19 protein-coding genes and 2 pseudogenes are annotated in these 26,261 nt (G+C 68.8%); 8 read left to right on the top strand and 13 right to left on the bottom strand.

Annotated elements, in window-relative coordinates:
* A pseudogene (locus tag ACIPSA_RS48150) lies at positions 1–590 on the bottom strand (IS1182 family transposase); the annotation flags it as partial.
* 652 nt (positions 591–1,242) lie between these two features.
* Here ACIPSA_RS48150 and ACIPSA_RS48155 point away from each other — a divergent pair.
* Positions 1,243–2,094 (top strand): methyltransferase domain-containing protein, encoded by an 852-nt coding sequence (locus tag ACIPSA_RS48155; RefSeq protein WP_402647820.1) that lies wholly within the window; start codon positions 1,243–1,245, stop codon positions 2,092–2,094.
* Positions 2,095–2,144: 50 nt separating this feature from the next.
* Complete coding sequence (locus tag ACIPSA_RS48160) at positions 2,145–2,522, top strand: hypothetical protein (RefSeq protein ID WP_402647945.1); 378 nt, start codon at positions 2,145–2,147, stop codon at positions 2,520–2,522.
* Positions 2,523–2,704: 182 nt separating this feature from the next.
* On the opposite strand, the gene ACIPSA_RS48165 is transcribed toward ACIPSA_RS48160, so the two are convergent.
* A complete protein-coding gene (locus ACIPSA_RS48165; RefSeq protein ID WP_402647822.1) occupies positions 2,705–3,358 on the bottom strand; it encodes a L,D-transpeptidase family protein in 654 nt (217 codons plus the stop codon).
* 246 nt (positions 3,359–3,604) lie between these two features.
* Here ACIPSA_RS48165 and ACIPSA_RS48170 point away from each other — a divergent pair, with 246 nt between their 5' ends.
* Entirely contained in the window at positions 3,605–4,495 is an 891-nt protein-coding gene (locus tag ACIPSA_RS48170) for a peptidoglycan-binding protein (RefSeq protein WP_402647823.1), read from the top strand.
* A 346-nt stretch (positions 4,496–4,841) separates the two neighbouring features.
* Here the strand turns inward: ACIPSA_RS48170 and ACIPSA_RS48175 are convergent, their stop codons facing one another.
* The 5 genes from ACIPSA_RS48175 to ACIPSA_RS48195 form a co-directional block, all read right to left on the bottom strand.
* On the bottom strand, positions 4,842–6,044 hold the full coding sequence (locus tag ACIPSA_RS48175) for an alpha/beta hydrolase family protein (protein WP_402647826.1): 1,203 nt from the start codon (positions 6,042–6,044) through the stop codon (positions 4,842–4,844).
* Between the two features lie 267 nt (positions 6,045–6,311).
* Positions 6,312–8,537 carry an FtsX-like permease family protein gene (locus ACIPSA_RS48180; protein ID WP_402647829.1) on the bottom strand — a complete coding sequence of 742 codons (2,226 nt, stop codon included), beginning with the start codon at positions 8,535–8,537 and terminating at the stop codon, positions 6,312–6,314.
* On the bottom strand, positions 8,534–9,220 hold the full coding sequence (locus tag ACIPSA_RS48185) for an ABC transporter ATP-binding protein (RefSeq protein WP_402647832.1): 687 nt from the start codon (positions 9,218–9,220) through the stop codon (positions 8,534–8,536). The genes ACIPSA_RS48180 and ACIPSA_RS48185 overlap by 4 nt, the downstream gene beginning before the upstream one ends.
* Positions 9,217–9,741 (bottom strand): PadR family transcriptional regulator, encoded by a 525-nt coding sequence (locus ACIPSA_RS48190; protein ID WP_402647834.1) that lies wholly within the window; start codon positions 9,739–9,741, stop codon positions 9,217–9,219. The genes ACIPSA_RS48185 and ACIPSA_RS48190 overlap by 4 nt, the downstream gene beginning before the upstream one ends.
* A gap of 55 nt (positions 9,742–9,796) precedes the next feature.
* Positions 9,797–10,012: a hypothetical protein gene (locus ACIPSA_RS48195; protein ID WP_402647836.1), complete on the bottom strand. Its 216-nt coding sequence runs from the start codon at positions 10,010–10,012 to the stop codon at positions 9,797–9,799.
* Positions 10,013–10,089: 77 nt separating this feature from the next.
* Between ACIPSA_RS48195 and ACIPSA_RS48200 the strand changes: the two genes are divergently transcribed.
* Positions 10,090–10,290: an NmrA family NAD(P)-binding protein gene (locus ACIPSA_RS48200; RefSeq protein ID WP_402647838.1), complete on the top strand. Its 201-nt coding sequence runs from the start codon at positions 10,090–10,092 to the stop codon at positions 10,288–10,290.
* Positions 10,291–10,375: 85 nt separating this feature from the next.
* Here the strand turns inward: ACIPSA_RS48200 and ACIPSA_RS48205 are convergent, their stop codons facing one another.
* Complete coding sequence (locus ACIPSA_RS48205) at positions 10,376–11,086, bottom strand: alpha/beta fold hydrolase (protein ID WP_402647840.1); 711 nt, start codon at positions 11,084–11,086, stop codon at positions 10,376–10,378.
* A gap of 250 nt (positions 11,087–11,336) precedes the next feature.
* On the opposite strand from ACIPSA_RS48205, the gene ACIPSA_RS48210 reads away from it, so the two are divergent.
* The gene (locus tag ACIPSA_RS48210) at positions 11,337–12,083 is read left to right on the top strand and encodes an AraC family transcriptional regulator (protein ID WP_402647948.1); all 747 of its coding nucleotides are present in this window, start codon (positions 11,337–11,339) and stop codon (positions 12,081–12,083) included.
* A 404-nt stretch (positions 12,084–12,487) separates the two neighbouring features.
* Here the strand turns inward: ACIPSA_RS48210 and ACIPSA_RS48215 are convergent.
* Together ACIPSA_RS48215 and ACIPSA_RS48220 are read right to left on the bottom strand one after the other, a co-directional pair.
* Positions 12,488–12,937 (bottom strand): annotated as a pseudogene (locus ACIPSA_RS48215) (transposase); the annotation flags it as partial.
* Positions 12,938–12,958: 21 nt separating this feature from the next.
* Positions 12,959–14,140, bottom strand: a complete 1,182-nt coding sequence (locus tag ACIPSA_RS48220; RefSeq protein WP_402647842.1) for a serine hydrolase domain-containing protein — start codon at positions 14,138–14,140, stop codon at positions 12,959–12,961.
* Positions 14,141–14,690: 550 nt separating this feature from the next.
* Here ACIPSA_RS48220 and ACIPSA_RS48225 point away from each other — a divergent pair.
* Positions 14,691–15,449: a hypothetical protein gene (locus ACIPSA_RS48225; protein WP_402647844.1), complete on the top strand. Its 759-nt coding sequence runs from the start codon at positions 14,691–14,693 to the stop codon at positions 15,447–15,449.
* A gap of 401 nt (positions 15,450–15,850) precedes the next feature.
* Here ACIPSA_RS48225 and ACIPSA_RS48230 read toward each other — a convergent pair whose 3' ends face one another.
* Positions 15,851–16,276 carry a VOC family protein gene (locus ACIPSA_RS48230; protein WP_402647847.1) on the bottom strand — a complete coding sequence of 142 codons (426 nt, stop codon included), beginning with the start codon at positions 16,274–16,276 and terminating at the stop codon, positions 15,851–15,853.
* Positions 16,277–16,620: 344 nt separating this feature from the next.
* On the opposite strand from ACIPSA_RS48230, the gene ACIPSA_RS48235 reads away from it, so the two are divergent.
* On the top strand, positions 16,621–16,935 hold the full coding sequence (locus tag ACIPSA_RS48235; RefSeq protein ID WP_402647850.1) for a hypothetical protein: 315 nt from the start codon (positions 16,621–16,623) through the stop codon (positions 16,933–16,935).
* Between the two features lie 482 nt (positions 16,936–17,417).
* Here ACIPSA_RS48235 and ACIPSA_RS48240 read toward each other — a convergent pair whose 3' ends face one another.
* Positions 17,418–18,149, bottom strand: a complete 732-nt coding sequence (locus ACIPSA_RS48240; RefSeq protein WP_402647852.1) for a dienelactone hydrolase family protein — start codon at positions 18,147–18,149, stop codon at positions 17,418–17,420.
* Positions 18,150–19,214: 1,065 nt separating this feature from the next.
* Between ACIPSA_RS48240 and ACIPSA_RS48245 the strand changes: the two genes are divergently transcribed.
* Positions 19,215–22,574, top strand: a complete 3,360-nt coding sequence (locus ACIPSA_RS48245; RefSeq protein WP_402647855.1) for a GH92 family glycosyl hydrolase — start codon at positions 19,215–19,217, stop codon at positions 22,572–22,574.
* A 307-nt stretch (positions 22,575–22,881) separates the two neighbouring features.
* On the opposite strand, the gene ACIPSA_RS48250 is transcribed toward ACIPSA_RS48245, so the two are convergent.
* A complete protein-coding gene (locus ACIPSA_RS48250; RefSeq protein WP_402647858.1) occupies positions 22,882–25,845 on the bottom strand; it encodes an Ig-like domain-containing protein in 2,964 nt (987 codons plus the stop codon).
* Positions 25,846–26,261: the final 416 nt, after the last annotated feature.

Consider the following 26,261-nt stretch of genomic DNA (forward strand, 5'->3'; position numbering starts at 1 on the left):
CGCTTGACGCAGTAGTGCGCGTCGGTGTCGTACGGGGAGTCGAACCGCAGCGACGCCGGAGGCAGAGCGTGGCCGTCGCGCCAGCGCAGGCGTCCGCGTGCATCCCAGTAGTAGTGGTGCACCCACACCCGGCGCAGGATCTCCACCTGCGGCAACGCGCGCAGCCGGGGCGGGGCGGTGGGCGCCCAGGCGGCGGCCAGGACTTTGCATCCGTCCCGGCCGAAAGCCTCGGCCAGGGCGATGACTCCGGCTTTCCCGCCAGGGACCTTGCCGATCTCGACCTTGCGTCCGTAGCGCTTGTCCCACTCCGGCTCCACCAGCGGCAGCAGCCAGTCCGGGGCTGCTTGGGCGAGTTGCTCGAGTGCAGCCCGCAGGCTCTCGCCGGCCAACTCCAGGCGGCTGAGCCTGCGGACGGCGGCGAGCACGTGTGTGGCATCGGTGCGCTGGCGGCCTCCGGCCTTGAGCAGCCCGGCTTCGACCAGCCGGTTCAGCATCACATGCAGCAGCCGGTCGGCCGCATCCCCCTCGGCCAGCCGGGCCCGGAACTCGCACAGCACCGAGTGATCGAACCCGGGATCGTCCAACTCCATGCCGAGGGCATATTTCCAGTCGTCCGAGTGCGGACCGCATTTGCGGCAGCGCGGTCGGACAGGTTCTCCGCGAACTGCAACACACTGACCAGCGCCAACTGCCCAGGCGACAGACCAGGGCGCCCATCACGCGGGTACAGTTCCGCGAAGTCCTCGTCCTCGAACACCACGTCCAACCGGTCCCGCATCAGCATCGCCGGCGCTCCCTTCGGACACGCCGCCCACGCTGTCAGCACCGTCCGCGTCGGAATCCGCTGATAACTCCTCGGCCGCAACGACATCCCCGGGCCCCTCCCCGAGACACCACCCCGCCTCACTCCAGCGAACCGCAGAACAGACGTCGCGTCAGCACCCCTCACAAGATCGCCAACAGAGTCACGGCATGGGCTTTAGGTCGTGTCTCTCAACTTCGGTGGGCATGAAGGGCTTTGTCGAGGCTCGTAAACTCATGGCGTGGCATTCATGAGCACCCCGCACTGCTGCTTCCTGTGATCGGAAGGCGATGAGGGCGATGCCGGACGGCATCGCCCTCCTTGGTGTGCCTGCTGCGTGAACTACGTTCCCGGCACTGCCCGTTCCTTCCCGAGGCAGTGACCCTTTGTGTGTGCGTGCAGGCACGGTCCCTTCCCTTCGTCCTTGCCAGGAGTGCCTCGTGCCCGTGTTGCTTCCCCCTGCCCTCGCGCTCTCCCTCGACCTGCTGCGTTGCCCGACGTGCCGCACGCGCCGCCTGTACCCCGACCGCGGTGCGCTGTGCTGCCCGGCGGACCATAGCTTCGATATCGCCCGCCACAGCTACGCCAGCCTCCTGACGGGCAACCGCGCCACCAGCGGCGACGACGCCGCCATGGTCCAGGCTCGGGACCGCTTCCTGGCCACCGGCAGGTACGCGCCCATCCGCAAAGTCGTGGCCCGCCTGGCGGCCGGCTCCGTGCCTGAGCGGGGCACGGTCGTGGACGTCGGGTGCGGCACGGGCTACTACCTGGCCGGCGTTCTCGACCAGCTGCCCGGCGCCCGAGGTCTGGGCCTGGACACGTCGGTGGGCGCGCTGCGCTCCGCAGCCCGAGCCCATGAACGAGCCGCTGCGGCGACCTGGGACGTCTTCCGTCCCTTCCCGCTGGCCGACGCGGTGGCCGACGTGGTGTTGGACGTGTTCGCCCCGCGCAATCCAGCTGAGTTCCACCGGGTACTCCGCCCGGCTGGTCGGCTGATCGTGGTCCGTCCGACTGGGCGGCACCTCGCCGAGCTACGCGGCCGGGTGCCTGCGGTGGTCACCATCGACCCGGCCAAGGAACAACGCCTACACCGGGCGCTGGACCCCTACTTGGAGGCCGTCGTTACAGAAGAGGTGGAATACCCCATGGCCCTGGTCGGGCTGGAAGCCCTGGACTTGGTGGGGATGACGCCGAGTGCACGCCACTTGAGCCGTGCAGACCTGAGCGATGACGGCCTCCTGCCCGACAGGGTCACTGTCTCTGTGCTGGCCACCGCCTATCAGCCCCGGTGACCACGAGCCGGCGCCTGCGCCTGCTGACCGACGGGCAGTGGGCACGCCTGGTGCCCTGTCTTCCCCGCAACCTAGGGAAGACAGGGCGCCCGAAGGGGCTGGTCGAGGCGGAACTCCCCCTCGACCGCGCCCCGTACAAGGCGCTCGTCACCGCCGTCCTCGCGTGGAAGACCCTGGACCTGGCGCCGTGCGAGCTGGGGCAGATCGGGCCGCAACTGACCGGCCACGCCCGCGCAGTGGCCGCCGACGTGACGCGCCGGGCCGACCAGCTGCCCCCGACAGCGGCCGGTGCCGTGCTCTGGCTGCTGCCCCAGGACAGCGACCTCCTGCCGTCCGCGGCCCGCCTGCGACCAGGAGCTGCCCGGCGCTCGACTGCGCCCGTGACTGCGTTGACCACGCCCGGTATGACCGCCGTCTTTACCATCTGACGGTTACGACGGTGGTGCGGACACCACCGTTGCGACGGCCAATTGGCACTGACCTGCCGGTGCGTGTGCCGGTGCCCGCCGAACCCAGCATCCGGCTCGGCGGGCAGGCTGGCCTCGTGTGGGAGCGGGCACGCTGATGGGGGCGTGCCCGTTCCCGCGGCCTGGTATGGGCAGGAGCAGGGTCAGACGACGGTGAGCTTGGTCGGGTGCGGGTACCGGTCGAGGTTGCGGAAGAGCTTCTTGATGTCGTTGGGGGCGAGCTTGATGCAGCCGGCGCTCTCGTAGTCGTAGTCCGCGTCCCAGCGCTGGGCTACGTCCTTGCCGCGCACCGCCGGCGCCTGGCCGCCGTTGCGGGTCATCTCGCTGTGGATGAACAGTTGGTTGCGCGCCGTCTTGTCGGAGCAGGCCTGGGTGCTGAGAGGGATGGCGTAGCCCTTGATGAGACGACCGTTGTAGCGGGTGTGGAGGGGGCCGACGGTGTAAGTGCCCTTCGGCAGCCACCCCTTGCCCGAGGCGCATTCGTTACGGCCCGCATCGTTCTTTTCCCCGAGCCCGGCTCCGGATCCAGCGCGGAACTCGGCCGCGACCCGCCCGTAACGCACCACCTGAAGCAGTGAGTGCCGCGGATTGGACCTATTGCGGATGAACTTGAGCGTGGTGTGGGCATCGATCCGGGGGGCCGTGTGGTGCGCGGGAGTGGTTCCTTTGCGGCCCGGGGTGGGGTCGGCCGGGGCAACGGCATGTGAAGGGGCGGCAATGAGACCGGTCGCCAGTGCGGCGAGGGCGCCGGCACTGATCAGGGTGGCCCGGACACGGCTGGGCGAGCTCTTGGACATGAGTGATCACTCCTTCGGGGGTTTCTACGGTTCCGTGCCCCTCGTCCTGGGGGACGACAATGTGTGTCGTGGCAGCCCTGCGGGAGCTGCGGAGACCGGGCGGCCCGGGCCGCCCGGAACCACCATGCGGCACCGCGACGCCATGCCCGTGCGGCTTTGGCCATCCGCCTGATGCGGAATCATGCATGCACTCATGCAGGCCTTTGGCGTGCGGCTACGCACGCCAGTGAATCGCGGGAGGGGCACATGGCCGAGGCGTTGCCGGAGGGGTCGGCGGACCCGGCGGGCCGGGAACTGTCGGCGCTGCTGCGGAGGTGGTGGGAGAACTCCGTTCGGGAGGGAGGGCGAAAACCGACCCAGGCGGCGCTCGCCCGGCTCATCGGCGTCACCCAGACGACCTTGTCGCGGTATCTCAGTCCGGCTCACCCGCTGACGGCGCCCGCCGACGCCGTGCGGGCCCTGCACGAGGCGTTCGGCGCACCGCCCGAGGAGTTGGAGAAGGCTCTCGCGCTCGCTCGCGACACCCGCTCTGATCAGCGGCCCGCCGGGGCAGGGTCGGCGCCGGTGCGAAACGGCTGGCTGCCGAACGGCCGTGGCGTACGGCGTGTCTTTCTGGTTGCGGCGGTGGCGGCAGGTGTCGTAATCGCTGTCTGGGGTGCCGGCCGCGACATGCTGGACAGCGGCCGCACGGTGAAGCCGGCGGCCGCACCGGCCCGGCCGAGCGCTACGGTCTGGCCGCTGGTGCGCAAGGGAGAGACGTCCTCCCTGGCATGGACTGTCCAGCGACTGCTGAAGGCTCGGGGCCGGCACCTGCGCACGGACGGCATTTTCGGCCCGGAGACCCGAGCACATGTCATCGCGTTCCAGAAGAAGAATGGTCTGCAGCCGGACGGCAAGGTCGGCAAGGACACCTGGCGGATGCTGGTCCTCCCTGTGGCCCCGGGGGACACGGGCCCGCAGGTGGAGGCGGTCCAGGACCTTCTGCACCGCGCCGGGCAGCCCTCCGACATCACCGGGGCGTACACCGCCGCCACCCAGCAGATGGTGCGGGACTTCCAGCGTCGGCGGGGGCTGTCCGCCACCGGTGCCGTTGACGAGGAGACATGGCTGTCCCTGACCGGTGCAGAGCCGGCCTGACCCAATAGCGGTCGGTGGGCGGGCAGTGCGTGGTTGATGGCGCGCAGGGCCCGGGCGCGCAGGGGCGTGTGTGGGGGCGTGGGGGGACGGCCCGGCTCCCCGAACGGCATCGGTGAGGTTCGACCACATCGACTCGGCCGTTACGCGTTCCTCCGCCCGCAGGAGACCGGCCGCCAGCCGCTGCGCGAACGCTCGACCTGAGGAGAACGACGGCGAGTGGCAGGAGCGCCGACCGGGCGACGGAGGGGCTGTGCGGGTGGCCGTCCTTGCGGAAGCCGCGGCCGGCCGGACACGGCAATTCCTGGAAGTCTCCGTCGGTACCGCACAGCCGCGCGCGGTCGTCGCGTCACGGGATGAACTTCACCTCCGGAAAGGCTGAGCTCGGGCCGTCGAGCAGATGCCCCGGGCGGTGCCGCAGGTGTAGATCGAAGAACGCGAGCGGGTACGCCTGCTGGATCCGCACCGCCCGGGCCGGATCGAGGGTGCCGATCCACTCCTGCAGGTCCGCGTCGCTCATCCCGACGGCCTGTGCCAGCTGCGGGATCAGGAACTGGACGTCGGCGTACGACGAGTGCACCGCGCCCTCGGCCTGGATGTTGAGCCGCCATCCCCGCAGGTGGGACCAGAACTCGGCGACGCTCGGCTGCGCGGCCCGGGTGAACTCGGCGGTCATCATCATGAACGGCCGGTCCAGGTCGGTGGCGATCACCGGCTGCATCGGCCCGTCGAAGCTCAGCCCGGCCCGGACGCGCCGGTCCTCGCTCATCACGAAAGCCGTCGCCGTCGCACCTTTCGACCAGCCGAACATGCCGATGCGGTGGAGATCGAGGGCGCCTGGCAGGTCGGCCGGCAGCGGCCGCTGTTCGGCGTCGGGATTACGCCCGGCCGCGAGGCCCTCGATGCAGTCGAGGACGAACCGGATGTCCGTGGCGAAGTCCGGTGGTGTCAGGGCGGGTCGGCCGAGCGGGACCGTGAGCCGGCCGTCGGGGAACTCGCTGAACGCGTCGTACGTGTGATCCACCGTCACCACCACATACCCGTGGCTGGCAAGCTCCTGCACCACGATGGTGGTGTCCGACCGGTGATCGTGCGCGGCGTGCGAGAACACGACGACGGGCAGTCGTCCGCCGGTACGCAGCACCGGGGCACCCTCGTGGCCGGCCGTGAGCGGCGCCACCGCGACGTCGGCAGGGAATCCCCCCGCCGTCGCGAGGAGCGCTCGGGTCACGGCGGGGGACGTCCAGCGGGCCAGTGCATACCGTTCGACGCGCCGGGCGGGGTACCAGACGGAGGCCATCAACTCGCGGTGATGCCCGGGGCCGGCCACGGGATCCGGACGTGAACCGTCGACGAGGTGCAGCGACACCGTGCCCACCGGGTACGGTCCGGTGGGCACCGGGAGGGTGAGCTGCACCGGGCCCGGCGTGGTCGGAGCCGCCGACGCGGGGTGGGCGAGGCCGACCGGCACGGCGACCCCGACTGCGAGCGCGGCCCCGAGTATGCGACGGCGCGTCATCGGATCTTGGCTCATGAACGGCGTGCTTGTCACGGACTCTCCCTGGGCTTCTCGGACAGAACCGGGCCACGCCCTGCGTTGGGTAGCCGACCCAGCCCGCCTTTTCTTGGGTCTCTGGTTGTTGGCGATCTTGTGATGACGATCAGAAGGGCTCTGACAGGGCCCCTTGAATGCTTTGAGCATGTTCATTGCAGGTCAACGGCTTGATCGGGCCGAATCCGCAGTCCGCTGCGGACAGCTGACACGGCGGTGCCCCGGACGGCGTTCGATCGTCCAGGGCCGCGGCGGGCCGCTGGCGCGTCAGCCGTTGCGGGCGCTTTCGGGGCCGGTGATGCGTTTGAGCAGGGGCAGGGTGGAGGCGATGATCCCGAGCGCTGCGCCCAGTCCACCCGCGACCAGTGCGTAGTACGCCGCGTCGGGCGAGATCAGGTCGTAGTGCATCTGCGAGGTCAGGAACATCGCCGACGCGGCGAAGCCGGTGCCGATCGCGATCGCGGAGACGGCCAGCAGTGGCAGCGCGCTCTCCAGGCCGACCACGCGCTGCAGCAGCCGCAGCGGCGCGCCGGTGAGCCGCAGGATCGCGAACGGCCGCCTGCGGTCGGACAGGCCCGCGACGACACTCACAGCCAGGCTGCAACCGGCGATCGGCAGTGTGGTCAGCAGCACTACGTTGGCCAGCTGCCGCCAACTGGCCAGCTCCTGCTGGAGGCCAGTGCCGTAGTCGCCGACCGCGCGGGCCTGGTGGCGCGGGTAGGCGGCGGAGAGCAGCGTCCGCACGCGCTCCATCGATGCCGTCGACCCGTCGGTGGCTACATAGACCTGCTGTGTGGGCAGCTTGGCGACGGCGGCTGTGCTGATCGCGGCAGGGGGCCACTGGTGACTCGGCTGCGACTGCAGGCGGACGAAGGCGAAGGAGTCGACGGCCGCGACGCCCGCCCCGGCCGGACAGCGGCCGACCATCGGGATCTGCGCCAGGTCCGAGCAGGTCACAAGTGCCGGCGTAGCCGGGCCAGGACGGGCCGGGTCCCTGCCGACGCCGTCGGGGTTGGTGTGGACGACGGCCAGGCCCCGGACGCCTGGGATCGCCCGCACCTCGGCGATCAGTCGCGCCGGGACGCCCCCGGCCAGCGGCGCCTCGCCGAAGTCACCGTCCTCGATCACCGTCCGGGTCTGCCGGTCACCGTCGAGCGTGCCGCGGTAGTGGTTGATGGTGCCGATGATGCTGACCGTCGCGGTGGTCACGAACAGGGCCAGGACGAGGCCGCTCACCGCGCGGAAGCCGGCCTTCGGGTCGTCGGCGAGCCGACGCACCGCGATCAGGGCGGCCGGGCGGCGGGTGCGCCGGGCCACCGCCCGGGCGACGGTCATGGTCAGCCACGGCCCGGCGATGACCAGGCCCAGCATCACCACCAGGAAGCCGGGGAGGTAGGCAGCGGCCTGGCCGTTCCCGGTCGCCGGGCGGCGGCCGACGAAGTACGCCAGCTCGGCCAGGCCCGCCAGCAGTGGGATCAGCCGCCAGGCGCGCGGTGGGCGTGGGGTCACCCGGCGGGTCACGCCGAGCGGGGAGACGGTAACCCGGCGCAGCGCCAGCCGCGCCGCGATCGCCGCCGCCACCGGCACGCCGAGGCCGACGCCGAGGGCCTGAGGCGCGCTGAGCGTCAGATCCGAGAGGAAGTACCGCTGTCCGGAGAACGGGATGGTGGCGACCAGCGGGCGCAGTGCGGCGTAGAGCCCGAAGCCGACCACCGTCCCGGCGGCCGCTGCCAGCGTGGACTCGACCGCCGAGATCACCGACACCTGCCGGGGAGTGGCGCCGACCAGCCGCATCGCCGCGTATCGCTGCTCGCGGGTGGCGGCGGACAGGCGGGTGGCGGTGCCGATGAAGATCAGCACCGGGAAGATCAGCGCGCCGGCCACCACGGAGAGGACGAGCGTCATGGCGTCACCGTGCATGCCCTCGCCGTAGCAGGCGCTGTCACAGGCGGGCGGCAGGGCGGTGGCGATGGTGGTGACGGCTCTCGCCTGGGGCTCGCTCTTGATCTGGGCCGGGGTGCGACCGATGACGGCGATCAGCGAGTCCGGGGAGGGCAGAGCGGCGTCACCGATCGTGCCGGCGAGTCGGCCGGGGAAGCGGTCGCCCAGTTGGTCGGCCGGGGTGTCGCGGATCAGCCGGGCCAGCGCGGGGGAGGCGTAGTACTCGCCGGGCGCCGGCAGGTGCGCGAGGCCGGGCGGGACGGGCGAGTCCGGGCCGGTCGAGGCGACGTCGACCTCGGTGAGCGACGTGCCGTCGTAGTAGTCGCCGTGCGGCCGCCACCACAGGGGGGCCACCGACGTCTGCTCGGTACGGCTCGCGGCGCCGGTGTCGAGCCATAACTGCCGCTGGTTCGACCGGTCGACGGCGTTCATGCCGGCGAAGGTCGACAGCAGCAGCGCGACCCCGATGGCCACCGCGCTGGCGATCATGACCAGTCGGGCGACCGCCTCCCGGCCGCCGCTGACCGCCAGGCGGAGGGCAAAGGCGATCATGATGCGATCCGTCCGGTCGTGAGCAGGCTGGCCTTTCCGTCCCGGACCATGGCCTTCCGGTCGGCGTACGCGGCGACCCGGGGCTCGTGGGTCACCAGGACGACGGAGACGCCCTCGTCGTGGGCCGCGTCCACCATCAGCTCCATCACCTGCTCGCCGGTCAGCGAGTCCAGCGCTCCGGTCGGCTCGTCGGCGAACAGCACCTTGGGCCGGGCCACCAGGCCGCGGGCCAGTGCCACCCGCTGCGCCTGACCGCCCGACAACTCCCCGGAGCGGCGCTGCTCCAGGCCGTCCAGGCCCAGCCGGGCGAACCAGGGCCGGGCCTCGGCGAGCGCGGCCGCGCGGCGCATGCCGGAGAACAACAGCGGCAGGGCGACGTTCTCCTCGGCGGTCAACTCGGGGACGAGCTGGCCGAACTGGAAGACGAACCCGAAGGTGTCGCGGCGCAACGCGCTGCGGTCCGCCTCGTTCATGGTGTCGATACGGCGTCCGTCGAAGTGCACCTCGCCCGAGTCGGGGGTGAGTATGCCGGCCAAGCAGTGCAGCAGGGTGGACTTTCCCGAGCCGCTCGGGCCCATCACGGCGATCACCTCGCCGGCCTCGACGGCCAGGCTGGCACCGCGCAGGGCAGGGGTCTCACCGAAGGACAGGGTGAGATCGCGGGCCTCGACGAGGGCGGTCATGCGCGCACCGCCTCGGTGAGCGCGTCCATCCGGGCCGCGGTCAGCTCGATCCAGTGCAGGTCGGCCTCCAGGTGGAACAGGCCGTGGTCGGCGAGCAGGGCGTCGACGAGCGTGCCGGTGCGGCGCAGTTGGGTCAGTTCGTGCATCCGCTGCAGGTGCGCGGCGCGTTGGGTGTCGAGGTACTGCTGGGCGTCCCTGCCGAGCATCAGGGCCAGTACGACTTTGGTGAACAGCACGGTCTGCAGATTGGGCTCGGGGGCCACCGGCTCGGTGAGCCAGGTCTCGAACTCCGTCGCCCCGGCCTCGGTGATCACGTAGCGCTTGCGTTCGGGGCCGACCCCGGGCTCCGCCTCGCCGGCCACCACCTTCCCGTCCCGCGCCAACCGGCCAAGAGTTGTGTAGACCTGACCGTACGGCAGTGGCTTGCCTCGGCCGAAGAAGGCGTCGTAGTCACGCTTGAGGTCGTAGCCGTGGCTCGGCTCCCGCTCCAACAGCCCCAACAGGGTGAGAGGAACACTCATGAGAGGTACCATACACCCGAGATATACTCTGAGTGTATATCCGTGGAGAGTACGTTCAGGGACGCTGGTTCAGGGCTCGGGTCAGCTCTCGGTCGGCCGCTCGGGCAGCCTCCAGCTCATCTGCACGCTCATCGAGTTGACCTTGGATGTCGGCGAGGTTCTGTTCCAGCATCGTGATGCGTTGCTGGAGCTGGTCGATGTCGGCTGGCGCCCCCAGGCCGGACTCGGCCGAGGCGGCCTCGCCGAGTGCCTGGGAGAGGTGCTTCTTCAACTGCCGGACCCGCACGGCAAGGCGTTTTTTGCTCGCGGGTCTTCCAACCGCATCCCGACGACGACAGGAGCCGAGACATGAACTCCTCCAAGACTCTTCGCGGCAAGACGGTCCTGGTCACCGGCGCGACCGGGAACCAGGGCGGCGCCACCTTCCGCCACCTGCTCGCGGACAGCTGGCACGTCCGGGCCCTCGTCCGGGACGACACCACGCCGGCGGCTGCCGCACTTGCCGCGGCGTGGCTCGGTGTCCCGAGCCCGGCCGTCCGCGCGGAGTGAGTGGCCCGTGGCCCGCCGGGATCGCCGTGGCCCCAGACGACGGCATGAATGATTGAAGGCCGGATCAACTGCGCTTGTACGGCCGTCAATGGCAAGCCTGTCGTCTGAGCGTCGACGCATCCGCGGGGCATTCGCCCAGCAGTAGTGCGGCGACCGCCTCCGGCGCCTCATGCATTGCGTCGTGGCCGGTTGGCAGGTCGTGGACCTGCCACTCGGGATCGGCTTGGAGCCGGGTGCGGAGTTCAGCGAACGGCGTCCGGTCCTCCCATCCCGAGCAGTAGATGAACTCCCGACGGGGGACCCGGGCGAGTGTGCCTGTGAGCCGGATCGTTTGCAGGAACGAGGCGAGGGGATGGGGACGGCGGCGGGGATCGCCGCCGTCCGGTGGTCGGACGGCATAGCCGGTGCTCGCAGCGCCGGCAGTAAATGCTTCCCGGTAGCGCTCGGTCGTTGACGACCAGCACGACTCGCCGTCGCGTGGTACGTAGGCGTCGAGATGCACCAGTCGTGAGATCCGGCCGGCAGCGCGATCGGCGGCGGCGGCGATCACCATGCCGCCGTAGCTGTGGCCGACCAGTGTCGCGCTGGTTATGTGGGAGCGATCGAGGAGCCGCAATACGTCGTCGGCGTGCGTGTCGAGGTTGGCCGTCGCGACCGTCGCGTTGTCGTCGTCCGGTCGCAGACCGGTCAGGGTCAGGGCGTGAACGGCATGCCCGGCACGTTCCAGCAGCGGAACCACCGCCTCGAACGACCAGGAGCCGTGCCAGCCGCCGGGCACGAGGACGAACGTCGCCATGCGTTTCTCCCTCTCTCAAGTCGCGGCATCGAGGCACGCTGCCTTGATGACCTGTGGTTCGGTCGGGCGCTCTGCGCGACTGAAGACCACTCCGCATGGAGGCAGTGTCACCAGATCCAGGTGTGGCTGGCTAACGCTACGATGCCAACTGATGCCTGTTCGCCGCCAACCTCGCCAGAACGCCGGTGTGACGTCGCATATGTGGCCGTCGGGCGGGCGCCACCTCTGGCCATCCGGCGAAACAAGCGCAGTGCAGTCGCACGCACGGGGACACCTGGTATACGCAGCCGGCGGTGTCTTGACAGTTCATACCGAGCGCGGCACGTCGATCGTTCCCGCCAACCGGGTCGCCTGGACCCCCGTCGGGTTCACGCACCACCACCGCGCCCACGGCGACACCGACATGCGGATCGTCTTTCTCGCGCCATCCCTCGCCAGGCTCGTACCAGACCATCCCGCCGTGTTCCTGGCCTCCGACCTCGCCCGCGAGGTCCTGCTCGCCCTGACCGGTTCCCGCAACTACGACGACACCGCGCCCGACTACAGCCGCTCCGCGCGCTCTCGCCTCCTTCGCGTCCTCGTCGATGAACTCCGCGAAGCACACGAACAGCCACTGCACCTGCCGGACCCACGGGACGACCGACTGCAAGCCATTGCCCGGATGCTGTACGAGAAGCCGGCAGACAACGCCACGCTGGCCGAACTCGGGAAGACGATCGGAGCCAGCACCCGAACCCTCAGCCGACTGTTCCGCAACGAACTCGGCATGACCTTCTATGAGTGGCGCACGCAGCTACGCATCTACCACGCGCTCGTGCTCCTTGCCGACGGCCACGACACCACCCAAACCGCCTACGCCTGCGGATGGGCCAACCCCAGCAGCTTCATCTCAGCGTTCACCAACATCATCGGAACGACGCCGGGCCGCTACCGAACCCGTCGCCAGAACACCGCCCGCGCATCTCAACTCCCGTCGGCGGTCAAATCCTCGGGGTGATTCGTACTCGCACCCCGGCCTGATGTGGTTCGCGAACGGACAGGAGATGGCTCCTGTGTGCCTCGCGATTCCCGCGCAACTACCGCGACGGCACCAACCATCGGCTTGACCACGCGACAAGCCAGGACCGCACGATCAGGCTCAAAGAGTTGCCCCACGACGACCAAACCCAGACTCGTCGAGCCCGGGGATCAGCCGGCGAGGTCTATACCCTCGACTGCGATCAGCCGGATTGCGAACGACCGCTCGGCTTGTCGAGGCGGAGGTCGCGCAGTGCGTCGATGTCGGCGTCGAGCGCCACATCTGTCTCCCGTCCGGCCCGAGCGCCTTCGCATCCGGAGCGGGTGTCGATGACGGTTGAGGTTGGTCCCGGGGCGTGGACGCCGGGTTTCATGTGACGAGTGCAGCGTACGTGACGTGATCCGTTGCTGTTCGCACTCGGCCGGTGTGAGGTAGCCGGGCGCGTAATGCCGACGGCGCCGGTTGCGGTACGACAGCCGGCGGAACAGCTCCAGCCGAGTCTGTGCTTTCGAAGTCCAGCGCCTTCCGTGGTGCAACTCGCGCTTGAGGCCTTGGAACAACGACTCGGCGACGGCATTGTCATGACTTGGGCCGATCCGGGCCGTGCTGCGCCGGATGCCGTGCCGCCGGCACATCTCGGCGAAGGCGGCCGCACTGTGCTGCACGCCCTTGTCGGCGTGGAGAACGATGCCGTGGACCCGGCCGCCACAGGTGGCCACGGCCATCTCGATGGAGTCGGTGACCAGTGAGGTGCGCATGTGGTCGTTGATCGACCAGCCCACCACCTTCCTCGAGCAGATGTCGATCACCGCGCCGAGGTCACCGCCCACTGGCCACCGCTACGGCGCCTCCGCTCACGGGGTGCTGGGGCCCCTGGTGCACAGTGCGTGGTCGATCAGGGTGCTGGCGGTGTTCTCCTGGTCCAGTATGTGCTCCCAGGTGTCGCCGCGTGCCTCGGACATGGAGACCACGGCGCTTCGCCTGCCGTCGTCGGTGACGCCGTTGAGGGTGATGTAGCCGCCGTCTCCACCCTCGTGGCTCCAGTAGGTTCCTCCGCAGCTCAGGGGGCGTTCGGCCAGTCCGAGCCCGTATCGGCCGCCGGGCCACAGCTGTTGGACCTCGGCGCTCACGGGGACGGTCTGCTTCATTTCGGCCAACTGCCGCGTCGGTAGCAGGCGGCCCGCGAGCAGTGCGCGGAGGAAGGTGTTCTCGTCCCGTGTGGTTGTGACCCACGAGAGGTTCTCGTTGTCCACCGGTATCTGGTCGGTGACGTCCACCCGGGAACCGGGGCCGAAGAGCTGGTAGGCCTGGGCGTGCGGCCGGGGCAGGGTGGGTGAGGTGCCCGTCCATCGGGTCTGATCGAGGCCGAGCGGGCGCAGGATGCGGTCTTGGATCTCCTGGTGGGCAGGTTGACCGGTGGCCTTCTGGATGATCAGGTCGAGCAGGACGTAGCCGGTGTTGGAGTACGTCCAGTGCTCGCCGGGCGGGAAGTCGGGCGCGTGGGCCATGGCGCGGGCAACCAACTGCTCGGGGCCATAGACGTCGTGGCGCTGCCGGTAGTACTCCTTCGGCGTGTTGTATCCGGGCAGGTCGTCGTGGATGCCGCTGGTGTGCTGAAGCAGTTGGCGGATGGTGATCCGGCTGCCGTCGTTGCCGTTGCCCTGCACCACTCCCGGCAGCCAGTGGTTGACCGTGTCGTCCAGGGACAGCCTGTCCTCCGCCTCCAGTTGGAGGACCACGGTGGCGACCAGCGTCTTGGACGTGCTGGCCATGCGGAAGTAGCCGTCGGAAGGGACCGGGCGGCCGGTGTTCAGGTCGGCGGTGCCGCTGGTGGCGACCGACTGCCGACCGTCAGGCGCGATCACGCGGGCCTGCACACCGCTGATACCGAGCGCGTGGATCGCCTCGGTGTCCTGGCGCAACTGCTCCACAGGGGAGTGACCGGCGGGCTGGGCGACGGCGGTGGCCACCTCGGCGGCGAGCAGGGTAGCGACACCGACCGCCATGGCGATGCGTTTTCGCAGAGTCGAAGTCATGGCTGGACGCTAGTTTCGCCCCCCAACGGGGCGCGATCCGGCGCACCATAGGATCGGTATGGGGATATCCCCCCAGGTGTTGTCGTCAAATGTCACGCTCACATCAGCAGAGATGCCAGGAATGACGGCTGCCTGGGAGGACTCAGCGGCCTTGATGCGATACGCAGCTCTGGGGTGGGGGCGAGACTCGGAGTCGGTCACCCCGACGGGCCCGCCATATTCCCTGTGGACGACGTCGGCGCGCTCGGCGATCCCATATTCCACGCCGGCCTGGCCGTCCGAGGGAGCAGCGATCGGGCTGTTACCAGATCTACTCTTCGGTGATTTCTGTATTCAGGCAAGTCGAACCCCCGAGTCGTCGATCATCCCCAATTGCCGGCCTGATCAGGGTATTTCCAGTCTCCATCTTGGATAATTTTAGGGGCCATAAGTAAAACCCTGCCGTGGCAGATTCTGGGGTCGGCGACCCTATGAAGTCGTAACACGATCCTGTTGGTGGGATTGATGAGGCACGAGGTGCAGGTCGGATGCGGCTGGGATGATTGCGGGCATGCCCCTGGACTGGTCCCGTCTGAAGCACGCCTATGGATCCGCATCCGACCTACCACGGCTCTTTGACGAGATCGGTGATCCAGAGGTGGCTGACGTGGCGTGGGAGGAGCTGTGGGCTTCTCTCTACCACCAGGGGTCGGTGTACGAGGCCAGCTTTGCCGCCCTGCCCGTTCTGACGGAAATCGCCACTGGTCGCAAACCGGGCGGCCGCTGGCAGGCCCTTGCGCTGGCCGGCCGCATCGTCGTCGAGGAACAGCAACTCCGAGAGCCTGGTTACGTCCAGGCACGCTACCCGGCTGCGATCAACGAACTGCACCAGCTGACCCGGAACCACACGATGGCACGGCCCTTCGAGGGCGATGAAGATGACTTTTTGTACTGGCTGGAGCACCTCTTGGCTTTCGAGGGGGTGCCAGTATGGAGGCGCAGCCTGCGCCGCGAGGAGCACCCCGTGGTGTGCCCCTCCTGCGCACTGAGCTTGGAGATCGACCTCTCCCGCAAGCCGCCAGGCACCCGCCGGCGGGACCCGAACGCGCGCTTTCGGGTTGTCGGCCGCGAGGGACCCATGCTCACCGGGATCCGCCCGGCAGCCCCCGAGGACCTGCCGCCGCTAGCATCTCGGCTGCACGGTCTGGCCGTCAGGGCCGGGCAGCCAGCGGCCGCAGACCATCTGACCCATCTGTTCGGCCGCACGGCGTGCCCGGACTGTGCTTCAGATTTCTTGGTGCCGGACCAGGTCGCGTCCTTCCAGGCGTAGCGGTCTATGAGTGCGTGAAAGAATCACACGTGGGCTTTCTTGGGGCGTCTCCAGCAGATGAGGCTGGAAGCCAACGAGCCGAAGGCGTCGTGGAGTTAGGTGCGGCGTTCCCAGCGGACGGCGAGGCGCTTGAACTGATGGAGTAGGGCGAAGGTCTGCTCCACGACGTAGCGGAGTGTGCCCAGGCCCTTGATGTTCGGGGCGCCCTTGCGGGGGATGACCGGCTAATGGTGCCCCGTCCCCGGCAATCGAGCGGCACTGTTGGCGAATTCGGCCCGCTGAGTGCGAGCGGACACCGAGGCCAAGCGGCTCCCCAGCTACCTCGCATACCCGGGAGTTGGTTCGGGCGGGGTGCTGGGGAGTCGCAGGGCGGGGAGGACCTGACCCCGCTCGGCGCCCTGTTACGGGCGGGCATATGGCCGAGTCATGATCTCCATGTTGTGGCCGTTCGGGTCGTCGAAGTAGGCGCCGCGACCGCCGAAGAGGCGATTGATCTGGCCGGGCTCGGAGTGGTGCGGGTCGGCGTAGTAGGTGACCCCGCCCCTCTCCAGGCGGGCGATCATGGTGTCGAATTGCTTGTCGGGCACGAGGAACGCGTAGTGCTGTGGCTGGATCGGCTCGTCGCGCTTCTCGTAGTAATCGAGTGTCACACCGTTGCCCAAGTCGACGGGCAAGAACGGCCCGAAGGGGGCGCCGACCTTCAGACCCAGGATTGCGGCGATGAACTCGGCCGACAACTGCCGGTCCGTAGCGTAGACGGCGGCGTGGTTCAGCTGGACGGTGGACGGCAGTTCGGGTTCATGCTGGTGCTGCTGGGCATGTGGCATGCGTGGACGTGTCTCCGAGTTCTTGGATCCGCTGTGGAGCGCCGCGTGTGGGCGCTGGGAGGGAAGACACGGAGGAGAGGCGGGGCTCTTGCCCGCCTCGTGCTCACGCCGAGGCCGGGTGCCTCACTCGTGTATGGCCTATGGCCGACCCGGCAGTCACATGATCAACGTTACTGCTTCACTGCGCGTCACGGCAATGCAAAAACTGTTGTCCGCGGCCAGCCTCAGTCCTACCCGGCCGGCCGGAGGGCTGCCAGGCGGGACATCTGTGGACGATCGCGTTGCGTACGTCCTGTCAGACACTCCCGGCGAGATGCGCGAGGCGCGGGATGCCGTCGTGGTGAGTGCACGGTCGCTACGCCCGTCGGCTGGCCGACGCTCCGTTGGATGGCGCGTTCGGAGTGATCGAGTTGGCCGTGTGCCGGTTCAAATACCTCAACTCCCTCTGCCCGGCCGTGACGTTCGCGGAGCAGGTTCCCGGGCTGACCAGCCCTCATGCCCGCTGCACCGCGCTGCTGCGAAGCGCGCTTGAACCGATCGCGCTGTGTCTGGCGGGTCGCCCAGGCGCTCGTCCGGCTGCAGCGTTGAAGATCCGGGTCGCCAAGGACACGCTCCTGAACCTCCTGCGCGCGACACCTCTCGGGCAAGCTGCTGCGTGACGGCAGCTTTTCGGCTCTGTCGAAGATCTTTGACGGGCGGGGTGCTCAGAGCGAAGGCGGGTGGACGCCCCCGGGATACTGGTTGCTGGTTGCCATGCTCACGGACCGGGTCAGTGAGGGTGCAGTCGGCGGCTATCGCCTGGTCCCACCCTGCTGGACGCCCGACGGTATCCGGCCCGGTAGCTGACCGCCCTCCACCGCGAACGCCGGGAGGCCGAGTCCGTCTTCGCCGAGATCAAAACCCATCAGCGCGGCGCGCGGCGTGCTCGGGTCCCAACAGCAGGACGTCGGCGTCTCGTTGGCGATCACCACCCGGTAGTCCCGGCGAACCTCCCGGTCCGCACCTGCCTGTTGAGCGGTATGTCCGGCTCGATGGCTTGTTCGCCCCGTGTGCCCGGTGCGCCGGTGGTCCAGCTACGCCTCCTGGCCCTCGTCGTCGTCCTGACCACCAGCCGGACTGTCCACCTCGTGCGGGTGCGAACCTACAGGTGTGATGCCAAGGCGGCGTACACCTTCCGCCAGGCGTCGGCGCCGGCCTGCGGGTCGTAGTCAGCTGGGCGGTCGGCGCAGGCGAAGCCGTGGCGGGCACCCGGGTAGGTCACCAGCTCGTGCGGTACCTCGGCCTTGCCGAGTCGCTGCTCGGCCTGCTCCCATTCCTCGGCCGGAATGATGTGGTCCAGCTCGCCGCGAAAGCCCAGCACGAACGCGCCACCCGCGGCGATCCGCTCGCTGGTCTCCAGCGGGGGCACGGGACCGACCAACGGGAAACCGCTGTTCAGCAGCCACCCAGGGTAGAAGACCGCGGCCAACTCGAAGCTCAGCTCGGTCGCCGCCCGCAGCGCGATGTGGCCGCCCATGCTCAGGCCGAGGAACGCCACGCCCCGCTCGCCTGCTTCGGCGCGTGCCGCCCCCAGCGCCGCGGAAGCGTCAGCGACCAGCTCGTCCCGGTCCAGCGCGCGCATCAGCACCAGGCCGTCCTCGCGCTCCTCGGCGGAGTAACCGAGCTGGGTGCGGCGAGCATTGCGCCAGTAGTAGTCGGGCGCCAGCGCGGTGTAGCCGGCCGCCGCCAACTCCGCGCAGGTCTCTCTTACGTAGGCGTTGATTCCATACAGCTCGGAGCAAACCACCACGGCGCCCCGCAGTTCACCCGTCGGGCGGTGCACGTACGCCTCGATGCCGCTTGCCTCGCCGAGTGTCTCCCACTGACCAGTCATCACTGCCCCCGTGTCTCGATCGTCGGCTCAACTGTAGTGGCCGACAACTGCTTTCACCTTCGACATTCTTCGGTACCGCGTCAGCGCTGCTGAGGCTCGATCCGGGAGGGCGAGGAGGTTGCCGCTCCAGCGTTCTTCGCCGTCTTCGGCTGGTGTCACACGCAAGTCAAATGAGATCGGCTCGTGCATGTGGAAGTTCACAAAGATGTCACCGAGTCACGGGACATCCGTAGGCGTCGGAGCGGTCCCGGCGCAGATGCACGGCGCGCGTGGCGCGCCCGGCCCCCTCCCGCGCCCGTCCCTGCCCATCGGGTGACTCTTGGCGTGGTAAAGCGCCGAAGAGTTGACATAGGTCGGGGAAAGTGGTGTTCATACCTTCTATCCATCAATGTTCCTGCTTGAATGCCTCGGGCGATGTGTCTTTGGATCGATGCGTTTGCGAATGGGTGAATGCTGACGGAGGGGCGTGCGGTCGGGTCGGGCGTGGCGGGACAGGTCGTGGATGACGTTCCGGCGTGATGGGAGAAGCCTGGCTCTCGTACGTGTCTTGGGCGGTGCGCCCTCGTGGCGGCGGTGGGGAAGCAGCCGCTGAGGGATCGCCAATCCCCTGAGGTTCGGGGCGGCTCGTAGCTGGTCCGGCGGAGGGGGCGGGTCTGCGCCCTCGACCGCGGAGGTCCGCACGCGGGGCCGAGCCGGGGGCGAGCGCCGGATGTGTGAGGGATCAGGGGCCGCCCATCGGATCTGGCGCAGCGCGCAGCGCGCAGCACGGAACAGTGGCGCCGACAGTGCAAGTCTGTGAACTTCGCGCTCACAAAGTCCTGTTGGCCTCGTTGACATGCCATAAGCACACGCGTTTCACTCAACACCCGTGCATGGCAACGTTGTCAGGCCGTTCCGAGCGACCGGCAGCGTTGCCTGTCGCTGGCGTTCCTCGTTTTTCGGCACGCCAGCACCTCATGTGCGAAGCGCGTATCGCTGCGGAGGCAACCGATGGTCCGACCCCGAGGTTCAGCTGCGCCACTCAACCGAAAGAGATTCCGTCAACGCCTGGCCGTGGTGTCCGTCATGGGCATGGCCGTGCTCCCGCTCCCCGCGATCGGGGGCGCCCATGCCGCGAGTGCCACAACGCCGGCCTTCGTGAAGGACCCCGCGTCCCTCGTCAACCCGCTCATCGGTACCTCCGGTGCGGTGGACACCTTCCCCGGCCCCGACATGCCCGCCGGCATGGTGCAGTGGGGTCCCGACACGACACCCGACCGCCCCTCGGGCGGCGGCTACGAGTACAACGACAACAAGATCTCCGGCTTCAGTCTCACCCACGTCTCAGGACCCGGCTGCGGCGTCGCCGGCGACCTGCCCGTCCTGCCGGTCACCGGCGCGCTGTCCGGCAGCCTCGGCGATGCGTCTGTCGGCTTCAGCCACGACGACGAGAAGGCGGGCATCGGCTACTACAAGGTGACCGACGCGAACGGGGTCAAGACCCAGTTGACCGACGCCACTCGTGCCGGGCTGGGCACCTTCACCTTCCCCGCGGGCCGGCAGGCGAACCTGCTGTTCAAGCTCAGCGGTGGCGCCACGCAGGTGGACGGGACCCGTGTCCGGGTGGTGAACAAGAAGGAGATCAGCGGCGCGATCGACAGCGGTCACTTCTGCGGCGCGAGCAACCGCTACACGCTGCACTTCGACATCAAGTTCGACCAGCCGTTCACCGCGAGTGGCACCTGGGTCGGCAGCACCATCAACCCCAGCGCGACATCGCTCAAGGCGGGCAAGGTCCGGCAGCAGGCTCTACAGGCGCACCCGTCGAAACCGCTCAAGGAGAAGCACTTCACCGTTCCCGCGGCGCCGTCCCCGACCGTGCACGGGAGCGGCAGCGGCACGCCCTCCGTCAGCCCGTCTCCGGCACCGAGCACCGGCACTGTGCCCCAGGCGTCCGCCGCCGGCAAGACCTCGGCGGGCACGGCCGTCGAGCCCCCGACGACAGGTGCGAACGGCATGTACCTGACCTTCGACACTTCCTCCAACCCGACGGTGCGCGCGAAGGTCGGCATCTCATACACGAGTGACGCAGGAGCGGCGGGCAATCTCACCACCGAGATCAAGAATTGGGACTTCGACGCCGTCGAGCAGGCGAACCATGACGCCTGGAACGCGGTGCTGAACAAGATCCGGATCGGCGGAGGCTCCTCGGACCAGCAGGTGCAGTTCTACAGCGCTCTCTACCACGCGCTGCTGCACCCGAACGTCTTCTCGGACGACAACGGCCAGTACATGGGCATGGACAACCAGATCCACAAGCTGGCCAAGGGGCAACAGGCCCAGTACGCCAACTACTCGGGATGGGACACCTACCGCTCCCAGACCCAGCTCATGGCCATGGTCGAGCCCAAGGTCACCAGCGACGTCGTCACCTCCATGCTCAACGGGTTCGACCAGACGGGCCTGTTGCCCAAGTGGGCCTCGAACAACGGCGAGAGCTACGTGATGGTCGGTGACCCGGCCGCCGGCATCATCGCCGACGCATACGCCTTCGGGGCTCGGGGCTTCGACACGAGCAAGGCGCTCGCCGCCCTGCAGCACGAGGCCGCCGTCCCGAACAACGACCGCCCCGGCGAGTCGGTGCGGGACGCGAAGGGCTACCTCCCGCTGGACGAGAACGACTACGGCTGCTGCAACTTCTACGGCCCCGTCTCCACCCAACTGGAGTACGACTCCGCCGACTACGCCGTCGCCGCCTTCGCGAAGTCGCTGGGCAGGACGGCCGTCTACAAGAAGTTCGCCACTCGCGCACAGGACTGGATGAACGTCTTCGACCCGCAGACCGGCTACATGCAGGGCAAGAACAAGAGCGGCCAGTTCGCGGGCGGTTTCACCCCGGGTACCTCCAACGGCTTCGTGGAGGGCACGTCGGCCCAGTACACGCCGATGGTCCCGTTCAACCTGCGGCAGCTCATCCAGGCGCGCGGCGGTGACCAGGCGTACTCGTCCTTCCTGGACAGCCTGCTCGACAACATCACGCACCCCGGCAACACCGACGCCGACCTGAGCAACGAGCCCAGCGTGGAGATCCCCTGGGAATACGACTACACGGGCCAGCCGTGGAAGACCCAGGCAGCCGTCCGCAAAGCCCAGCAGAACCTGTACTTCAACGCTCCGGTCGGCTCGTTCGGCAACGACGACCTCGGCGCGATGAGCTCCTGGTACGTCTGGTCCGCGCTCGGCATGTACCCGGAGACCCCGGGCACGGACACCCTGGTGCTCGGCAGCCCGGCGTTCCCGATTGCCAAGGTGGCCTTCGCAGGCGGCAAGGCGGTGCAGATCAAGGCACCACAGGCCGCGCCCGACGCGCCGTACGTACAGTCGCTGGACGTCAAGGGCAAGGAGTGGAAGACCTCCTGGCTTACGTACCAGCAGTTCGAGGGCGCGGGCACGCTCGACTTCACGCTCGGCACCCAGCCCGACAAGTCCTGGGCGTCCGACCCGTCCGCGGTACCGCCGTCGGACACCACGGGCGGCGACCGGGTGCTTGCCGCGACCGGCCCCTCCAGCGATGGCCTCGTCCTCCAGCCGGGCGGATCCGGTGACGGCACACTGAATCTGACCAACCTCGGCAGCAAGGCCGTCACGGTCGACTGGAAGGCGACGGCGCCCTCCGGCATCACGCTGGACACGGCGTCCGGCTCGGTGCCGGTGCCCGCTTCGGGAAGCGCCGAGGCGAAGGTCCATGTGACGGCGGGCTCGACTGAGGGAACGTTCCCGGTCACTTTTGCGCTGACCGACCACGCAAGCGGCGCGGCGCTGAGCGCTGCGACCCTCCGCGTGGCCGTGGCCAAGGCCGGTGCGCTGTGGCCCTACGACACCAACGAGGGCATCTATCCCGACGGCGCCGGCTTCTCGGTCGGTTTCGACGGCGGCGGTTGGGCGTACTCGCACAACGCGCTGTCGGCGGCGGGTGTCACGAGCGGCTCCACCGTCACGGCCGACGGCATCTCCTACACCTGGCCGACGGTGACGTCCGGTCAACTGGACAACCTGGAGATGGCCGGCCAGACCATCCCGATGCCGGCCGGTACGTCGGGTGCGTCGCTGGGCCTGCTGGGCGCGGCGGTCAACGCGCCGACCGACGGCAGCGGGGTCTCGGGCACGCTGACCGTCACCTACACCGACGGCACCACCTCCCAGGCGACAGTCGGTTTCTCGGACTGGACGCTCAACGGAGGTGGGAGCAAGCCGCTTCCGGGTGACACGACGGCCATCACGACGGCCTACCGCAACACCGCGAGCGGAGGCCGGGACAACGTGAAGACCTACGTCTTTGCCACGAAGGTCCCACTCGACGCATCCAAGCAGGTGGCGTCGATCACGCTTCCGGTGACGGGCTCCACGGGCACCGACCACCTGTTCGCCTACGGCTTCGGCAAGTGAGACACGGCAGGCGCTGACGGCGGCGGGCTGGTTCCGGGGCACGAGCTCCGGAACCAGCCCGCCGGCTGGCGTGCGGCCCCGGCCGCCCCGCCCGCGTGGGCTTCCTGGCGACACTGGCACACAGTGCCCGCCCATCGCCCCCTGCCAAGTCCTGGAAACGGACACCAAGGTGCGGGCATGAGGCGCTGAGCTGAGGAAAGGCGGGGCAGCCTCCGTGCGGTGGGGTCCTTCCACCGCACGGAGGCCTGCCGTCGTACCCGGGTTCCAGGGGGTCGTGAGCCCCGCTCGTGGGTGGCGCGTTGAGTGGTTACCGGGTGGTGGGGTTGTCGATTTCGAAGCCGTCGAAGGTGGCGTAGGTGCCCGAGAGCTTGGTCACCACAATGGTGTGGACGCCGGCGGTGAGGGTGGCGCTGGTGTAGACGGCGACATCGGTGTGGCGCGCTCCGTCGGCAGGCACGGTGTCGACGACGGTGGCGGGTCTGCCGTCGATCGACACGCCGATGTTGCCCTGGTCGGTGAACTCCTCACCGAACGTCTTGATCCCGGTGCCGATGAACGTGTACGTGATGCTGCTGCCGTCGGTCGTCGCGTAGTGCACGTCGTCGTCGTGGTCGCCGTAGCCTCGGCTTCCCAGGTAGTCCCAGGTGTTGTAGACGATCGAAGGATCGGTGTCGTTGAGGCGTGCTGCGGCCGGCGGGGTGCCCACGTAGACCAGGACGGCTGCTGACGGCTTCGACGTGGCTCCGTTCTTGTCGGACTGTGTGGCGGTCAGGGTCTGCTGGCCGGGGGAGGAGTCGGTGAGCGTGCACGACCAGGTGCCGTCGGGTGCAGCGGTTGCCGTGCAGCCTGCTTGGTTCGTGCTGTCGGTGACCGCGACGGCGTGGCCGGCCACCGCTGTGCCGCGCACCGTGAAGGTGTCCGTCAGGCCGGTGGTGCCGCCCGTGGGGGCGGTGATGACCGGACGGGGTACGTAGGTGCCGACGGTGACGTCCGTGCCGTCGGCTCCGGTAGGTACCGTGGCGATCAGGAAGCCGGAGGAGATCCACTGGACTTCGGTCGCGCGCCGGTCGCCGAAGTACACCGGGGTGCTGCGCGAGAAGCCGGCACCGGCGATGAGAACCCGTTCGGTCGAGGAGCCGGCAGCGACGGGCGTGGGCGCGGAGATGTAGCTCGCTTGGAGGGGGAGGTCGCCCGCCGGCGACCGGTGCCCGTCGGCGACGCCCGCATGGGCGAGGAGAGAGAGGGGGATGTCACCCGGGCCCGGGGACGCGGGGATGGTGGTGTTGTCGTTGACGTGGGAGTCGATCGGCAGTGTGCAGAAGTAGCTGCCCGCGGGGTCGGAGAAGTAGTTGCCGGTCACCCAGAAGTGGCCGGTGGCCGAGCAGCCGCCCTGGGCACCGAGTGCTGCCAGCGGGTGGAACTCGACGTTGCCGCTGAAGCTGATCCACTCCGAACCGGCGTCGTCGTAGAACGCGTTGAAGCGCGAGCCGTCGTTGTAGACGACGTTGCCGGTGACGTGCAGGCCGTGGGCCAGGGTGGCCGTCGTGTCGATGGTGCCGTCGGCCTGGTACACGTACTGCGCCTGGTGGCCCTCCATGTAGATCGCGCCGCCGTCGTCGAGGACCTGCATGACGTTGAAGATCAGGTTGTTGCTGATCGTGTTGTCGGCGTTGATGTTGGTCGAGTTCTGCGGATGGTCGGCATCGTCGACGTGGCCCTGGATGACACCCGCGGTGATCCCGGTGTACGGCAGGTCGTAGAGCTCGTTGTGCGTGATCGTGGTGTGGCGGCTGAACAACAGCGTGATGCCGCAGGCCGAGCGGTAGTCCGTGCCTGCGGCGTGTATCACGTTGTTCGAGACCGTGGTGTGATCCAGGATCTCGTTCGTCCCGACGTGGTCCGCCTGCACGGTCTTCGTGTCAGGGGTGCAATTGTCCTTGATCACCGAGGCCGGGACGGCAGTGGGAGTAGGGTCGTACGTGCAGCCGAGCGACAGCGCGGTGGAGGCGATCCCGGTGAACTCGTTGCCGTCGATGACGTTGTGCGATCCCCCGTACATGAAACTCAGGCCGGCGCCCCCGAGGTTGACGAATCGGTTGCCGGTGACCCTGACATGACTGGCCCCGGTGAAGGCGACGTTCGCGAGGGGCTGGGTGAGTGCGCCCCACGGGCAGCTGCCGGCGGGGGCGGAGAAGGAGCACAGCCCCTGGTTGTTGGCGCCGGTCCTGTGCAGATTGCTCTGTACGTCGGCGAAGCCCGCCGGTGACGAGGGTGCGTTCCAGGTGGCGTACGAGAACTGGAGGCCCGCGAAGGTGATGTCGTGCAGGGGTTTGGCCAGGCTGCCGGCACCTTGCACCAGCTTCTCCAGCCGGGGCAGTTCGACGTCCAGGCCGGTGATCCGCTGACCGCTCTTGGGCGTGTAGTAGAGCGTGTCGGTGGAGCTGTCCAGGGACCACTGACCGCTCGTCAGAAGACTGCGGGCGCCCTGGACCGTGGCCGGCAGCTGTGAGGTGGACATCGACGGCAGGCCGCCGGTGCCCTGGCTGAACGGCGCGATGTCGGTGACGTTGGTCCAGCAGGGCTGGTCCATGACCAGCGTGCTGCCGGACAGCCGTGCGACCCCGCACTTGGAGTCGGTCCACGCGCCGTTGCCCGCGGGATAGTCGAACTCGACCTGCGCCAGTTGCGCGGGCGTGAGCCGTGCGAACCAGGCCAGGGCCGCGGCGTCGTTGGACAGGTCGTACCCTGTGGCCGACCCGGCCCAGTTGCCCGTGAAGTGCAGGGCCGCCGGGGTGGCCTGGGCGATGGGGGCTTGCCTGTCGGCCACGTAGAGCTGACGGGTGGCGCTGCCGTGAGGCACGTGTGCGGCCCACACACCGGTACTTCCCACCTCGTGCCAGCCGGTGACCCTGGAGGCGCCGGAGATGACCGGGTGGGCGCCGGGCGCAGCCTCCCACACCACGGGGCGCCCGGGGCTGCCGGAGTCCTCCGCGCCGAACTTCCACGTCTTGCTCAACCGGTACGTGCCGCCGAGGAGTTCGACCCTGGGGCTCACCGGGGTCCGGCCGTGCTCAACAGCGCGTACTTCGGCCTGCGCGGTGGTCAGGGAACAGGGGTTCCTCGATGTGCACGCCGCACCGTGGCCGTCCGGCGCTGCCCACAGCACCGATGCGGTGGCGGCCCGAGCCGGACTTGCCGCCACACCCAGCGCTCCCGCGCCGACCAGTCCGAATGCGAGTAAAGAACCGAGGATCTTACGCGTCGACGCCATGCATTTCATGACCGCTCCGGTATCCGTCCAGCCGCGAGCATGCCCGCGGGGAGACTGAGACATCCGATGAATGGGGTCAACCTGACAGTCAACGCTTGGCGCTGTCAACGGGCTGTACGGGGTTTCAGGTAGAGGATACGGCCTCCGTGTTGGTGAATCCGGAGCAATGGATCGGATGTATGGATGGTTTTGTGTGTCCATTCGATGCCGAGCTGGGCGAGCGCGGCCCGCTGCACGTCCGTGAACTTGCCCCGCCTGGCCCGGGTGTTCGGGACCCGCACGCCCTGCTTCACGACCATGGGCTCCGTCCGTCTCGCCGACGTCGGCGATCTGTTCGCTGCATCCGCGCTCCGCGCTCCGCGCTCCGCACGGCACCGGCCGGGTCCCGGTCCGCGCCTTCCCGCTCCACCCACTGC

Source organism: Streptomyces sp. NPDC086549 (assembly GCF_044746205.1).
In the GTDB taxonomy this organism is placed as follows: Bacteria; Actinomycetota; Actinomycetes; order Streptomycetales; family Streptomycetaceae; genus Streptomyces.